Annotated in this window: 9 protein-coding genes and 2 pseudogenes; 3 read left to right on the forward strand and 8 right to left on the reverse strand. The window is 52.5% G+C overall.

Features of this window, described 5'->3' with window-relative positions; genetic code table 11:
* Positions 1–7: 7 nt before the first annotated feature.
* The 3 genes and pseudogenes from EPYR_RS17655 to hpxD form a co-directional block, all read right to left on the reverse strand.
* Positions 8–1,674, reverse strand: a pseudogene (locus EPYR_RS17655) (ShlB/FhaC/HecB family hemolysin secretion/activation protein).
* Between the two features lie 266 nt (positions 1,675–1,940).
* Positions 1,941–2,903, reverse strand: coding sequence for a PDR/VanB family oxidoreductase (locus EPYR_RS17660; protein ID WP_015899161.1), 963 nt, complete (start codon positions 2,901–2,903; stop codon positions 1,941–1,943).
* Positions 2,904–2,911: 8 nt separating this feature from the next.
* On the reverse strand, positions 2,912–3,946 hold the full coding sequence (gene hpxD, locus EPYR_RS17665) for a molybdenum cofactor-independent xanthine hydroxylase subunit HpxD (protein ID WP_015899162.1): 1,035 nt from the start codon (positions 3,944–3,946) through the stop codon (positions 2,912–2,914).
* A gap of 121 nt (positions 3,947–4,067) precedes the next feature.
* On the opposite strand from hpxD, the gene EPYR_RS17670 reads away from it, so the two are divergent.
* On the forward strand, positions 4,068–4,982 hold the full coding sequence (locus EPYR_RS17670) for a LysR family transcriptional regulator (RefSeq protein WP_014539828.1): 915 nt from the start codon (positions 4,068–4,070) through the stop codon (positions 4,980–4,982).
* A 31-nt stretch (positions 4,983–5,013) separates the two neighbouring features.
* Here the strand turns inward: EPYR_RS17670 and EPYR_RS17675 are convergent, their stop codons facing one another.
* From EPYR_RS17675 to EPYR_RS17680, 3 genes are all read right to left on the reverse strand, one after another.
* Positions 5,014–5,910 (reverse strand): alpha/beta hydrolase, encoded by an 897-nt coding sequence (locus tag EPYR_RS17675; RefSeq protein ID WP_014539829.1) that lies wholly within the window; start codon positions 5,908–5,910, stop codon positions 5,014–5,016.
* A 200-nt stretch (positions 5,911–6,110) separates the two neighbouring features.
* Positions 6,111–6,230, reverse strand: coding sequence for a hypothetical protein (locus EPYR_RS20085; RefSeq protein ID WP_014539830.1), 120 nt, complete (start codon positions 6,228–6,230; stop codon positions 6,111–6,113).
* A gap of 39 nt (positions 6,231–6,269) precedes the next feature.
* Positions 6,270–6,767 (reverse strand): TIGR00645 family protein, encoded by a 498-nt coding sequence (locus EPYR_RS17680; protein ID WP_014542734.1) that lies wholly within the window; start codon positions 6,765–6,767, stop codon positions 6,270–6,272.
* Between the two features lie 1,279 nt (positions 6,768–8,046).
* On the opposite strand from EPYR_RS17680, the gene EPYR_RS17690 reads away from it, so the two are divergent.
* The gene (locus EPYR_RS17690) at positions 8,047–9,321 is read left to right on the forward strand and encodes an HlyD family secretion protein (RefSeq protein ID WP_014539833.1); all 1,275 of its coding nucleotides are present in this window, start codon (positions 8,047–8,049) and stop codon (positions 9,319–9,321) included.
* On the forward strand, positions 9,314–11,413 hold the full coding sequence (locus tag EPYR_RS17695) for a peptidase domain-containing ABC transporter (RefSeq protein WP_014539834.1): 2,100 nt from the start codon (positions 9,314–9,316) through the stop codon (positions 11,411–11,413). Before EPYR_RS17690 ends, EPYR_RS17695 begins: the two co-directional genes overlap by 8 nt.
* 436 nt (positions 11,414–11,849) lie before the next feature.
* Here the strand turns inward: EPYR_RS17695 and EPYR_RS17700 are convergent, their stop codons facing one another.
* Entirely contained in the window at positions 11,850–12,590 is a 741-nt protein-coding gene (locus EPYR_RS17700) for an ankyrin repeat domain-containing protein (RefSeq protein WP_014539835.1), read from the reverse strand.
* Positions 12,587–13,249: pseudogene (locus tag EPYR_RS17705) on the reverse strand (phospholipase); the annotation flags it as partial. The pseudogene EPYR_RS17705 and the gene EPYR_RS17700, both read right to left, overlap by 4 nt.
* Positions 13,250–13,393 lie beyond the last annotated feature (144 nt).

Consider the following 13,393-nt stretch of genomic DNA (forward strand, 5'->3'; position numbering starts at 1 on the left):
ATTCCCTTTAGAAAACCAGCCCGAAGCGGGCGTAGGTACTGAGGCGATCCGGCTGCAAATAGCCGGGATAACTGAGCGGAATACCTACCGTATACTGGGTGTAAAAATGCGGATTGCGCGTCCCAATCCCCATTGCACTGCCCCAGAGGGTTCCGGTTAACTGGCTGTTTAGCGCATCGCTTTTCAGCCAGCCGCCGTCTACCGCCGCCAGCGCGCTGACTTCCCCCAGCAGTGCCAGCCTGAACAGGCTGTAGTCCAGTTCGTTACGCAGATAGCCACCGGCATCGCCTGACAGATATTGCTGTTTAAAACCACGTACGGAGCTTTCTCCACCAAGGGTGAGGCGCTCGCTGCCATACAGTCGATCGGGCGACCACTGCCCGTAGAGACTGCTCAGCCACCACAGTTTATTGGTCAGCGGGCGCTGATAGCTGCCGCCGATACTCCATTTACGAAACTGCGCTTTTGCCAGATTGCCGTTTTTGCCCTCATCGCTTTCCGCCTCAAACCACGGCATGCCACGGCTGAAGGTGGGATTTAGCGTTGCCACACCGCCTGCAACCTTCTGGGTATGATTAAGACCGAGCTGCAGGCTGGTGTTTTACGGCTGCTGCTTTGTAACAGCGCATCGTTGAGGTAGTGATGACTTGAATAGCGATTCACGCCGAACTGTACGCCGGTTTTGATGCCGCCATTGCGGTACAACACCCAGGAGCCGTTGAGACGGTGCGCGATGTTATCGCCGTTGCTTAACCAGCTGAAACCGTTATTAACGAAGTCGCTGTGATAATTGCTCCAGCTGTAGCTGTAATCCAGCAGGCCGTATCCGTAAGGTACGCTGATGCCGGCTTGCAGGCTGCGCGCATCACGCCAGTCGCTGAATGCGCTGCTGCGCCCGCCACTGATAAACCAGCGATCCGCCAGCCCCAGCAGATTATTTCCCGTGACGGAAGCATTAAGTTGACCAACACCCGTGCTCTGCTGCCCGCTGTTATCCACGCCCAGCGTGGCACCCAGTGGAGATTCGGGTTTTGCGGTTAAATTAACCACGGAATAACCGGGCTTAACTGAGGGTTGAATGTCAATCTGCACCGGCGTGCTGCGCACGCGATTAATCTGTTCCATGCCCTGCTCAATATCGCGCAGATTTAAAATCCTTCCTGTTAACCGAGGAAACACCATTTTCAGCTCGCGCGATGAGTGGCCATCCAGACGAATAGCCTCTAACTTCCCCTCCAGCACCGGAATAATAAGTTGGCCACTGGATAAATCTTGCTCGGATAAAAAAGCCCGGCTGGTAATATAGCCGCGCTGGATATACCAGTCGGAGATCGCATATACCAGTGAATTAATTTGCGTTAAGTTCAGGCAGCGATTGATATAAGGCGCAGATAAAGCGCTCTGCTGACTGGCAGAAATAAGCGTGGCGTTACGAATGAGGATATGGTGCAGCGGGAAACACGGCCCTGCCTGAGCGGAAAGCGCTGCTGGCCTGCCCGGCGGCGAGGCAGCCTGCCACAGCGCATCACGCTGCTGCCGATCCTGCAGTAAACGTTGCTGCTGCTGATTCTGAATAAAGTCGCGGTCGCCCGGGGTCAATGGCGCGGCAATCGCACTCTCTGTCATAAACAGCCCGACACACATTGCCAGGCACGTCCTTGTCTTAATCGACATCAAAGATGTTCTCGGTGAAACTTATTGTCAGTTATCTGTAAATAATCACCATAAAAACAATAAAAGGCAATTATTAGTTACAAATAACTTTATATTAAAATATTATTTTGTTTACAGGAAAATTATTCATTTTTTGTACTTATATCCGTAGGGATTAAGTCAAATACGTGTCTTATTGCGTTGGTGAATGTCAATCCAATGACCTGAAATCGCCCAAAATATAAACCTCCATGTCTGACTCAGGCAAAGTGCAAACATTAGGGGCTTCACAAATCAATCACCAGCTCCGGCGTGCGGCTGCGCGAACAGCACAGGGCGATTTGCTGCGCCGTACAGGCTTTTTCCGCCGCCGATTGTACGGTATCACGATGATCGGCCTGCCCGGCTATCACTGGCGTCAGGCAGGCACCGCAGATACCCATTTCACAGGAGAGCGACAGCGCAATTTCATTTTCCAGCAGCACCACGGCGATGGTTTTCTCCGGCGGTATGTAAAACGTCCGGCCGCTGGCCTGCAACGTGAGGGTAAAGCCTTCCCCTTCAGCAGCGCTGGCCAGCGGTTGTACTGCGGCGAAAGCCTCGCTGTGGATACGCGCCGGCGACCAGCCGTGTTGCAATGCATGTTGCTGAATGTGGGTCATAAACCCCTGTGGACCGCACAGATATAAGCGCTGACCAACAGGATGCTGTAACGCAGCCGGCAAAGTACGGCGCGGGCTGTGCCCTTCACAGCCCGGCCTCAGGAACACGCTGCCGTGGCGAAAACCCTGCTGCAAACGGCGGCGAAAGGCGATATCAACCTGCTGCCGGACATAGTAGTGCAGCTCAAAACTCTGTCCGCTGGCATCCAGCTGTTCAGCCATCGCCAGCAGCGGCGTAATGCCAATTCCGCCAGCGATCAATACCGTGTGCTGCGCGGGTTGTAGCGCAAACAGCGAGCGTGGCAAAGAAGCCGTCAGGCGCTGACCGGGGCGCAGCTGCTCATGCACCAGGCGCGATCCTCCGCGCGACGCCGCCTCACGCTTGACGCACAGCAGCCAGCTGTCGCGCTGTTGCGGATCGCCGGTTAGCGAATACGGGCGGATCAGCCCGGCGGCAAGGTGCAGATCGATATGCGCCCCGGCCTGCCACGCGGGTAGCGCACTGCCGTCCGCACTCACCAGCGTTATCGACAGGTTGTTATTGCCCTGGCGCGCCAGCGCATCCACCTCCAGCTCAATGGTTTGCATCATGCCCCCTAAACAAGGAAGAAGTCGCCAAAGCCCTGTTTTTTCAGGCCACGACGATAGGCTATTGAGCTGCGATCGGCAGGAATATGGGCTTCCAGCGTTAAATCGAGCGGCAGCCGCTCCGGGCGCTGGGTTTCCACCATCAGCCGATCCTCCTCAAATACCCGATGGTTGAAAGCGTGCACTTCCTCTACCGGGATGTGCAGATCAAAGTTGCGCGTAATTGGCGCAAACAGCCGGGTTTTGCGCGCAGATACCGGCGAAGCCGCATTCATAATCACCAGCCTCTCCTGCTGCGGAAAGTGAATCGTCAGGGTAGCGGTAAACGGCAGATGCATCTCGAAATGGCGCAACCACCGGAAACCCTCCGGTGCCTGGCGATCGGAGTCGGCTGAATAGTTACTGACTGAACTCCAGTAGTCGACGCTGAAACCGTACGAGGTTTCTATCGGGCTATACGGCGGCACCGCCTGATTTTCCGGGTTGGCAAAAGTTTCCGTATGGATCCACGCAAAATGCGCCACATCAAGAAAACCCTCCACCTGACGACCGGCAAACCCGGCCACGTCAAAATGCGGACAAACAATCTGCTGGAAACCGGCATCTTCCCAGTGCGGCATCACCGGCAGCGGCGGCACGGATCCTTCTTCTGCTGCCAGACAGACCCAGATCAGCCCGTAGCGCTCCTCGCTGGCATAAGTCAGCAGATGCAGCTTCGCCGGGATGGCCTGGCCAGGGCTGGACGGGATGCGATTACAGCGGCCGCCTTCACCAAAGCGCAAACCGTGGTAGGGGCAGATAATCCCCGCCTGGTCATGGAAGCCCAGCGTCAGCGGCACACCACGGTGCGGGCAGACGTCCCGTGCCACGACGACCTGGCCATCAACACGGTAAATCACCAGCGGTTCATCCAGCAGTACCGCTTTTACCGGTGCCTGGCCGATATCAGCGGCCAGCGTCACCGGGTGCCAGTGACGTGCCAGCCGTTCCCAGTCATCCGGTTCAAAGGTGCAGTGCGGCGGCGGGGTGATTTTAGCTTTCATGGGAGTCACCTTGTTTAACGGGCGGTTGTTATCGTTACGGACATTGTGGATACTCGGAGGTGTTGCAGTCCATCAGAGATAATGCACTTACCCTCTGCAAAAATTCGTACAGGAGCAGGCCGTGGATCCCTTCTCACGTTTTTCCCACTACTTCGCTGCGGTCGCCACCAGCGGCAGCCTGCGTAAAGCAGCGGAGCAGCTGCATGTCTCGGCCTCGGCGATAAACCGGCAAATTTTGCTGGCGGAGGAGATGATGGGCACCCCGCTGTTTGAACGGCTGCCCGCCGGGCTTAAATTGACCACCGCCGGAGAAATGCTGTATGACGATATCCGCCGCTGGAGCCGGGAATTTCGCCGCACCCGACAGCGCTTTGATGAACTACAGGGGCTGAAGCGCGGGCACGTCAGCGTGGCGCTGATTGCCGCGCTAAATGAAGGCGTGGTGGTGGATGCACTGGCCGGGGTGGCCCGTACTTATCCGTGGCTGACCTTCGACCTGGCGGTACATGACAGCCAGACCGTCGTTGGCCTGGTGGCCAGCGCCGGGGTCGATTTTGGCCTGCTGCTGGACCCGGTAGCGCACAGCGGTCTGGAAGTGCGGGCATTCTGTGAAATGCCGATTGGCGTAGCGATGCCTGCCGATCACCCGCTGGCGCAGCAGCCGTCGCTTTCCTTCGGCCAAATCAGCGAAAACCGCCATATTATGCCGACGGCACCGCTGATGGTGCACGAGCGCACCGCCATGCTTTACGCGCGACACGGCATAACGCCGCAGGCCACCATTTGCTGTAACGATATTCGTTTGATCACATCGCTGGTCTGCGCCGGAGCCGGTCTGGCGGTGCTCAGCCTGCTGGACGTCCGTCAGCAGGTGGCAAGCGGTGAGTTGGCTTTTGTGCCGCTGCATGGCCAGGCGGTGCGTCCACTCACCCTTGCGCTGTGCGTGGCCCCCAAACGCCAGCTGTCACGCGCCGCCCAGGTGGTCATCCAGCATTTGAGCCAGGTATTAGAAAATCTTGCAGAGGAACAAGGATAACATCAGGGCAATGCTACCGCCAGGCAGCCGTTTAAACACGCGCCGCCAGCCATACCGCATAGGCTTCATCCCAGATGGCGGCCGGCGATCCCACTTTGCCCAGGCCGAATCCGTGCCCGCCCTGGGAAATACGGATCATCTGTACCGGCACGCCCTTACGACGGCAGGCATCATGCATGATGACGCTGTTTTCCGGGTTGGAGGTGGCGTCGTCCTCGGCCTGAGCGAGAAACAGCGAAGGAAAAGCGCGGGTAATGTAGTTTTGTACCGACCAGTACGCTTCGCCTGCCGGGGTCGGATGATGGCCCACCAGCGATAAATGGGTGTTGGTATGGGTGTAAGGGGGTTCAAGCGTGATAACCGGATAAATTAGCCCGACGCTGTTGGCTTGCGGTACCTGCTGGTCAATGGCGTCCTGCGGCGGATATGAGGCAAAATCGGGCCGGGCGGCGGCCATGCCCAGCAGATGACCACCGGCCGAAAAACCGAGCAGATGAACGTTCTGCTCCATAGAACGCACCAGGCGCATCGCCCGCTGCGCATCCTGTAACGACACGCGACTGCCATCATGCCATTTTTCGCCGGGCAGACGATAGCTGAGCACGTAGGCGGTAAACCCTTTGCTGTTAAGCCAGTGAGCCACCGGCCACCCTTCGCGCCCCATGCCGATCCAGCGATATCCCCCTCCGGCGGCGATCAGTACCGCTTTACCGTTTGGCTTTTCCGGCACAAATCGCAGAATGCCAGGACTAACGATATTCGACCAGGATCCGTTGGCGGAAATACGCAGCCCGCCGTCTGGCCCGCCGCCACCCGGCGGCTTATCTGGCCACAGCGGGAAATAGTCCTGGCGGGCAAACAGATTATCCGTCTTGATGGCGAACATTAACGCGCCGGTTGCCATTAATAACCGACGGCGACTAATCATGGTGCATGTCCGGGATTCTCAGCAGGGATCGGGGATTGAATGCTGAGCAACACAGAATGGCCCAGTGGCGCGATAGTAAGCATAACCGCTTAAAAATGCCACTTCCGTCACACTTATGTGGAAGATTCTCTGCGCCGCCGTCACTCGGTGGGTGCGGTGAATATCACCGCGTCCTACTCGACATAACCCCAACCGGAGCGTTACATCTCATGACTGGTCGGACGGAACAGGATCTCATTGATATCGACGTTTTCAGGCTGGCTGATAGCAAAAGCGACAACGCTGGCAAAAGACCCGGCTGAAATGGCGTAGTACTTCACGACCGTACCTTATAACCGGCAGCGGAGGCCACCGGACTGTTATAACTTGTCTTTACGCGACATGCGGTCCAGATAGCCCATCACAAACGCTGACAGCACAAACGTCAGGTGGATGATCACATACCACAGCAGCTTGTTATCGGGGATGTTGCGCGCGTCCATAAACACCCGCAGCAGGTGAATGGATGAGATGGCAACAATCGACGCCGCGACTTTATTTTTCAACGAGCCGGAATCCATCTTGCCCAGCCAGTTAAGCTTCTCTTTATGCTCGGCAAGATCCAGCTTGGAAACAAAGTTCTCATAGCCCGAAAGCATCACCATCACCAGCAGGCCACCGACCAGCGTCAGATCGATCATCGACAGCAGCACCAGCACCATATCGTTTTCCGCCATGCTCAACACATGCGGCAGCAGATGAAATACCTCCTGAAAAAACTTAATGCCCAGCGCCAGCAGTCCCAGTGATAGCCCAAGGTAGATTGGCGCCAGCAGCCAGCGCGAGGCATAAATCAGGTTTTCAACAAAACGTTCCATAGCATCCACGTCACTCTTCAACAGGGCGCACAGTATACCCGAAGGTCGCAGAAATTTTTCAACCGGCTCTTCGTTAATCGTCGGATTTAAGTGATTTCAGGTGGTGATACCGCAGACGACATCGTCTTATCAGCATTTGTTGTCCAGGAGGAACCTCAGGCAGTGGCTTTTGACAATAAGTTAAACAGTTCAGAATCTGATCAGAGGAATATAGTCTGATTTTTTTTAGAAAAAACAGAGTTCATATTCAATTACCGCCAGTTAAAATCAAACTTGGGACAGGTCGGCATTCTGTCACCACACTATTTCGCATAGTGTCATATCACACTCTCTGTTTAAAAAACCATTAGCACGCTCAATCGAAGAAAAAGCATCCCATTATATTATCTGCATTCAATCATAAACGTTCAATTAAAAGGGAGGATGAATCCGGGAATTATACTCTGGTCGATAAAAGATAAACTGAGTGAAGCTCCAGGCAGAAAAAATCACCCTGTGATAGTAAATATACGAAAAGGGCGAGTGAACTCCCAATATTTACAATAAGCGTCACCGGACGCTTTACTTACGCGTCACTCTTCATCTATATTTATTCGGCACTGGGTATTCATTGACTGGCGAACACATGAAATCAGCAACTTTCAACCTAATCAGCTTGGCACTAACCATTTTCCTGGCTTATACATCAAGCATTCATTTGATTGGGAATGAAAATTTCCCCGACCTGTTCCTCATTATGTTTAGCTTTTTTGGCTTTCGCAGTTTGGTCAAAATGGTTCTCGCAAAGATACTCGATAACTTCACCCACAATGAGTCATTGACCGGAGAAAAAATTTGAACGTGTTGAATTTTGCAGAGATAAGTAATGAGATGGCTTGACCAATATTTAGTAAATATTCTTAATCTGACAACGACGTCTGAGGCTAGCAGTTCCGTTAAAGTCATCTCCCATTACAGGAGAGTATATTTTAATATCGTGACAGGCTACTTCACGCGCGAACTTAACCGCTTCATATAGGGATGGCTGATGGGAGGCGGCGTTCTGTTAAAAAAGATATCTCTATGATTTAGCTTTCCTTTAATCCTAATCTCTATTTTCCATAAAGATACATCGAGAAAACAACACGTTTACTGGCGTTTTCTTATCGACTTTCATCTATTATTACATTGTAATTTCTTTGTAATAGGGCAGTTGATTTGTTAACCCGGATGAAATAAAGCAAATTTAAAAATCACATATTTATTCTTCAATAAGAATAAATCTATCAGGAGAATAACGTTGTTTCGCCAGGAAGCTATCGATAAGCAGAAAATGAAATGGCGCGGTCGGGCGCTTCTCCTCCCCGGCATTCCTTTTTGGCTCATGGCGGGATTGTGTATCTTCTTTTTTATCACCTTTCTGACTTTTGTGATCGCCGGAACCTACACCCGAAGGGTGAACGTCACAGGGGAGATATCCAGCTACCCCCGTGCGGCTAACGTCTACTCCAGTGTCCAGGGTGTGGTGGTCAAGCAATTTGTCACTGCAGGCCAGGTAATCAAGGCGGGCGCTCCTGTCTACCAAATCGACGTCAGTAAAAGCACTCATAGCGGCGTAGTCAGTGACAATCAACGCAGGGATATTGCCAGTCAGATGACGCGCATTGAGCAAATCATTAGCCGGCTGGAAAGCAATAAGAAAAATACTCTCGACATGCTGGGAAAGCAAAAAGCGCAGTACACCAGCGCATTCCAACGCTCTACCGACATTATCCATCATGCCCGGGAAGGGATCCGCATCATGAAGGAGAATATGGAGAACTACCGACAGTATCAGACGAAAGGACTCATCACTAAGGATCAGCTAACTAGCCAGGTGGCGCTGTATTACCAGCAGCAAAACAGCCTGCTGGGGCTGTCTGGGCAAAATGAACAAAATGCACTGCAAATCACCGCACTGGAAAGTCAGATTCACATTCAGGCAGCCGACTACGACAACCAAATTTACCAGATGGAGCTACAGCGTTACGAGCGACAAAAAGAACTGCTCAACATTGACGCTGGTGGGGCGATTATCGTGCGTGCGTTGGCTGACGGCCGCATCGATTCGCTCAGCGTCACGGTCGGGCAGATGGTCAATGCAGGCGACAGCCTGCTACAGATTATCCCGAACAACATCGACCATTATTCGCTGGTGCTATGGCTACCTAATACTGCCATTCCCTATGTCAACGTCAGCGATCGGGTCAACATACGCTATGAGGCTTTCCCGAAAGAGAAATTTGGCCAGTTCGCCGGCACGGTTTCCATCATCTCTAAAACGCCTGCCTCACCGCAGGAAATGATGACATGGCAGGGCGCACCTAAGGATGGGCCGACCGCATCGATACCTTACTACAAGGTGATCGTCAGGCCGGAAAAACAGAGCGTTGAATACAGTGGTAAGCGCCTGAGCCTGGAAAATGGCATGAAGGCGCAAAGCACCCTGTTTCTTGAAGAAAGGAAGATTTATCAATGGATGTTGTCGCCGTTCTACGACATGAAACACAGCGTAAAGGGAGCGGTCAATGAGTAAGCTCTCCTTAAAGACGCTCATCGGAAAGCTGGACATACGCTTACGTCGCCGCCTACCGCTTATCCATCAAACCGAGTCGTCCGAGTGCGGACTGGCTTGCCTCGCGATGATCTGCGGCCACTATGGCAAGAACGTCGATCTGATAGCACTGCGTCGGCAGTTCAACCTGTCAGCGCGCGGCACTACGCTGGCCGGGCTGATTGGCATTGCCGATCGGATGGGACTCACCACACGCCCGCTGTCATTGGATCTCGACAACCTCGGCGCGCTGCAAGTGCCGTGCATACTGCACTGGGAATTCAACCATTTTGTAGTACTAGTGAGTATCAGGCGCGACCGGGTGGTACTGCACGATCCGGCGCGCGGTCGCCGTATCGTGAGTAAGACGGAACTGTCACAAAGCTTTACCGGCGTGGCGCTCGAAGCCTGGCCCGGCAACGATTTCACAGCGAATACGGTGTGTAACCGCTTTAGCCTGCGCAAACTGACAAGCAGTGTGCACGGCCTCAAAGGTGTGCTCGGAAAAATATTTTGTCTGTCCCTGGTGATCGAAACCATTAACCTGGTGATGCCGGTCGGCACGCAACTGGTAATGGATCATGCGCTTCCTGCAGGGGATCGCGGTCTGTTGGCGCTCATCTGTGCTGGGTTGATGATGTTCATTCTGCTGCGAGTGGCGGTTAGCATGGTACGATCCTGGTCTTCACTGGTCATGTCGACACTGATTAACGTCCAGTGGCAGTCGGGGCTGTTTAGCCACCTGCTGCGTCTGCCGCTAAGCTATTTTGAACGGCGCAAGCTGGGTGACATTCAGTCACGCTTCGGTTCGCTGGATGTACTCCGCAGCACCTTCACCACCAGCATCGTCGGTGCCATCATGGATAGCATCATGGTCATCGGTGTACTGGTGATGCTGGCCCTGTACGGAGCCTGGCTGACCTGGATCGTGATAGCCTTTACCGCTGTGTACGTGCTGTTGCGCCTGCTGACCTACAATTACTATCGGCAGCTGTCCGAGGAGTCGCTGGTGAGGAGCGCCCGGGCCAGCTCATATTTTATGGAAACGCTGTACGGCATTGCCACGGTCAAGGTGCAGGGCATGGCGGAACGCCGCAGTGCACACTGGCTTAATCTTGAAATCGACAGCATTAATACGGGTATCCGGGTCAACAAAATGGACATGGTGTTTGGTGGCATCAACACGTTTGTCGCCGCCTGCGACCAGATAGCGATCCTGTGGTTAGGCACCAGCCTGGTGATCGACAATCAAATGACCATCGGTATGTTCGTCGCATTTAACGCCTTTCGCGGTCAGTTCTCCGACCGGATCGGTTCGCTAACCGAGTTTTTGCTGCGGCTGCGAATGATGAGCCTGCACAACGAACGCATAGCCGATATTGCCCTTCACCCGCGAGAGTGCCGCAAACCCGATATCCCTTATGAGGCCGGGCTAAAGTCGGCTTCGCTGACAACGCACGCGCTAAGTTTCCGTTATGATAGCCAGTCACCGACCATTTTTAGCGACCTGAACATCTCCATTGCGCCGGGGGAAAGCGTGGCTATTGTCGGGCCGTCAGGGGCAGGGAAAACCACGCTAATGAAGGTGTTGTGCGGGTTATTCACGCCAGACGGCGGCAGGATCGAGATGGATGGTATTGATATTCAGCAAATAGGGATCAACAACTATCACAAGATGATTGCCTGTGTCATGCAGGACGACAAGCTGTTCTCCGGCTCTATCAGCGATAATATATGCGGTTTTCACGAAGAGACAGATAAAGACTGGATGCAGGCGTGCGCGCAGGCCAGCTATTTGCATGAGGTCATCATGTGCTTGCCAATGGGATATGAAACACTTATCGGCGAACTGGGGGAAGGCTTGTCCGGTGGTCAGAAGCAACGCCTGTTCATCGCCCGGGCGCTTTATAAAAAGCCGGGGATCCTGTTTCTGGATGAGGCAACCAGCGCACTGGACAAGGAAAGCGAGGATGCGGTGAATCAGGCGATCAAGGGCCTCAGCATAACGCGGATTATCATTGCCCACCGTGAAACGACGATAGCCTCGGCAGACAGGGTGATAAACCTGGTCTGAACACCAGACTTTCCCCCGCCATAGCACTAGGTTGAATAAGCGATGCAGGACGATGGTAAAACTGGGGTATAGAGTGATTTTTACATAATGGTAATACCAGCCGCATCGTCTTGAAGGAGCCATTGGCGCACTGGCGAGCATCGAACCCGATAGTAAAATGGCTTATCGCCAGCCGTCAGTTCTGAATCGGCTGGCCTTGCTTTTGCAGCGCCGACAGGGTAGCCAGGCAGATGTCGTGGTGCGCCTGGACATTTGTCAGGAACGGTTAAGACTGGTCGATTCTATTCATCCCACAAGTCATTTAGATCCTGTACTTTATATCTAAATAATTTTTATTAGAATAAAAAACTCACGACCACTCATTATAGGGAAGGAAGACATTTCACCTCCCAACCCAAAATATCTGTATTCTGACTAGTATTTTATATTTTCAGATCTAATTCCCACCAATGGACTTCCTTATTTCAATTAACGACTTTATATATTTATTTTCTTTGTCACCTTCGGAAATTTCTTTATTAACTAGTGAAACAAAATTATCGTTGAACCTGTCATTAATTAATGGGTCAGCTCCATTTAATAACAAAAGCTGTATATGTTCTATCTTGCCAGAATATAACGCATTTATTAATGGTGTTCTTTTTAAAGAATCTTGTATGTTTAGATCGGCTCTGTAATCAATTAAAACTTTTAATGTCTCAGTATTCTTAGCATTAAAGCTTTCGAATATAATTGGCTCATGATGAACTCTGTCCCTGGCATTTGGCGATAACCCCCCATCAAGAATCGCTTTTATCCAAATCCCTTTATCCGCCTGCATCATGGACTCTGCCGGACTGCCTGGCATATTGGGCTGTGGCTGTAAGGGATCTGCACCTGCCTTAACCAGTTCGGTTATTATCTGAAGTCTCTCCGGCGTGGCCTGATCATAGAGTGAACTGCTTATTGCCCAGAACAGCAGGGTCATAGACGCTTTCCCCGGCCGGTTTAGCTCTTCTGCGCTCATGTCAGGCAAAATTTTTCTTATTTCACCCCGTTCTCCTTTTTCAATTTCCTTTGCCAGAGCTAACTGCTTCCCTTCAAAATAATCCTGCGCTTTTAAATCCATACCTTTTTTACACCCCTGCACCATCAACGCTGAAAGTAATATCGTGATTACAATTAGTATTCTTTTCATATGCGCCCCCTGATTGTGGCAATATCCTCGTCTTTCTGGTCTTCAATACAATCGATCGCCTGGTCAATACCGTGCCTGTCGAGTAATGACCCCTTTCCTCCCGGCAGGGTGTGTTTCATCCCCACGGCATCCGGGATTACTGACGACAACCCCTCTTTTGCCGACAGTAAAGTAAGGTCGCCATTAACACTTTTGTAATCTTCTAACAGATTGACTTCCTGTATTTTCGTCAGCAGCTCGCCCTCTACCCGATAAGCCTGTATGTTTCTGGCGCTGCCAACAAGGGTTCCACCGTATTTCTCCACCGTGCCTGCATTAACCCCTGCGGCATTAAATGTCCATGCCGGTTTCCCACTGGCAACAGAAGCGGCAGAGGCCATACCACCACCAAGCGAGTGACCTGATATATCAATATTCCCTTTTGCACTCTTTCCGATCGAAACGGCTTTCTCATAATAATTTGAGTGGACACCAATTCCTTGATAAAGATTATTAGACCAGTCCGCAATGTTTTTAGTTTCAGGGAATTCACCTTTAATGAACGATGCAGTCACAGCTTTGATTGATGGAAGTTCAGGAGCTCTCGATCCCCTGAATACCAGCGTAGGATCCATCTCTGAGCCAAATATCGATTTATCCGGTGAATAGACCCGCGCAAGCTGGAAACACTGCCGGGAAGAGAAGCCGAGATCCCTTGAGATAGCCATCATACTGTTGGTCGAATTCATCAGGCGTTGCGCGGCCTGTTCAAGGTGGCGGCCAGCAGCGGGCATAACACGCTGAAAAGCGCCTGCCCGCGATTG

This window comes from Erwinia pyrifoliae DSM 12163, assembly GCF_000026985.1.
GTDB lineage: Bacteria > Pseudomonadota > Gammaproteobacteria > Enterobacterales > Enterobacteriaceae > Erwinia > Erwinia pyrifoliae.

Bases quoted from the DNA above. Each gene is read 5' to 3' on its own strand.
- EPYR_RS17680 (WP_014542734.1), bottom strand. From the start codon at position 6,767: ATGGAACGTTTTGTTGAAAACCTGATTTATGCCTCGCGCTGGCTGCTG.
- EPYR_RS17700 (WP_014539835.1), bottom strand. From the start codon at position 12,590: ATGAAAAGAATACTAATTGTAATCACGATATTACTTTCAGCGTTGATG.
- EPYR_RS17660 (WP_015899161.1), bottom strand. From the start codon at position 2,903: ATGCAAACCATTGAGCTGGAGGTGGATGCGCTGGCGCGCCAGGGCAAT.
- hpxD (WP_015899162.1), bottom strand. From the start codon at position 3,946: ATGAAAGCTAAAATCACCCCGCCGCCGCACTGCACCTTTGAACCGGAT.
- EPYR_RS17675 (WP_014539829.1), bottom strand. From the start codon at position 5,910: ATGATTAGTCGCCGTCGGTTATTAATGGCAACCGGCGCGTTAATGTTC.
- EPYR_RS17695 (WP_014539834.1), top strand. From the start codon at position 9,314: ATGAGTAAGCTCTCCTTAAAGACGCTCATCGGAAAGCTGGACATACGC.